The sequence below is a fragment of the Arthrobacter sp. AB6 genome (genome assembly GCF_031844545.1).
GTDB lineage: Bacteria > Actinomycetota > Actinomycetes > Actinomycetales > Micrococcaceae > Arthrobacter.
Genome location: NZ_JAUZVL010000049.1, coordinates 1 through 1,436 on the forward strand (window position 1 = coordinate 1; position 1,436 = coordinate 1,436).

Consider the following 1,436-nt stretch of genomic DNA (forward strand, 5'->3'; position numbering starts at 1 on the left):
GCGGGCCCTAGACTTCATGCAACATTCGGTCTTAGGCTGTAGCCATCGTCGAATGCAATCAGTACTGGGGGTGGTACGCATGGCTGGTAGTCGCTCGCCGTGGCGTGCCCTTCGGCCGGTGTTCCTTGCCGGTGCTGCCGCCCTTACGTGGCTGACGTTTTCGGCATCCACGGCTTCGGCCGATACCCTTTCGGACGCAACTACGCTGTTGGGGGGCGTCACCGATTCAGTTTCTTCGGTGGCGGAAAAGCCGCCTGTTGCTCCCGCACCCGGCACGCCCGCACCTGCGCCGGTTTCCTCCCCGGGACTGGTTACGCCCTTCGTGGGAGAGGCCTCGGGGCTTGCAGACCAGCTCGTTTACTCGGTGCCCGTTGTGAACCAAGTGGTCCCGGCCGGGGCGGTATCGGTCATCTCCATTCCCATAGCGCACGCAGCTGACGCCGCGGCGGTGGAAGTGGCGGAGGCAGTCGTTCCACCTGTAGCCGAGGCGCTTCCGGCGCTTGAACCCGTACTGCAGCCTGTTTCGGACTTGGTGACAGGCTCGGCACCGTTGCCGGTTGGGCTTCCCGACCTGCCCCTCGTGAGCGGGGACGGAGGAAGTCCTGCCAGCGCCGGAACTGTCCCGGCTGGCACGGGCGGGGAAGCTGCCTCCACGGCGCCTAAATCGGCTATTCCGTTCGTTGAGGCTGCTTCTACCGGCGCCGCGCCGCTTGGTGGGATTGCCCTTGCGCAGGCGTCTGCAGCTTCGCGGGCGTCCTTTGCCGGCCCCGACTCAGCCCAGGAGCAGCCGACGGCGGGCCACTCGCCCGCCCCTGCCCAGGCGCCTGCCGTGCCCGCTTCGGGCACCGGAAGCAGCGTGGCCCCCGGGGGTTCGTCCGGTGCGGCGGCCTGGCTAAACGCCTTCAATTTCGACCTTTCAACACCCGGTGCCGTCCGCCCCGGGGATACTCCTGAGCATGCCCCTGCACCGGTGTCATTCGACCCCGGTTCCCGTCCTGACTAGTTGAGACCCGTCTGCCCTCTTGAGGCAGAACGCGGATAAAGCGGGTTGCTGTCCGAGCACCCCGACACCTCAACTTCTTTCAGGAGACATCATTATGAGTGCGAACCTTCGCAGGGGGCTGCTTGGCACCCTCTTTGCCGGTGGGCTTTTAGCCCTCGGCTGCACCGCGGCGAACGCCGCGGACACCACCAGCGGATCGGATCTCTCCGCGTCCGCCCTCATCTCGGCGGCGGCCGCTGATTCGACGTCGTTGGACCTGCTGGGTGGCCCAACGCCGTCCGACACGACAGCCGTCGCCGCCGTGGTGGACACGGCCGTCAACCTTGGAACGGTCACCGGAACCGACAACGGCACCGCCACCGATCTCACGGCAGCAGCCGCCGTCGACCTGGGCACCGGCAACACCGGCACCGGCTCTGCCGACGCGGTTGTC

At 67.0% G+C, this 1,436-nt stretch carries 1 protein-coding gene and 1 pseudogene; both read left to right on the forward strand.

The features are described from left to right. Positions 1-79: 79 nt before the first annotated feature. Complete coding sequence (locus Q9R30_RS19240; protein ID WP_311218589.1) at positions 80-1,003, forward strand: hypothetical protein; 924 nt, start codon at positions 80-82, stop codon at positions 1,001-1,003. 94 nt (positions 1,004-1,097) lie between these two features. Next, a pseudogene (locus Q9R30_RS19245) lies at positions 1,098-1,436 on the forward strand (DUF320 domain-containing protein); the annotation flags it as partial.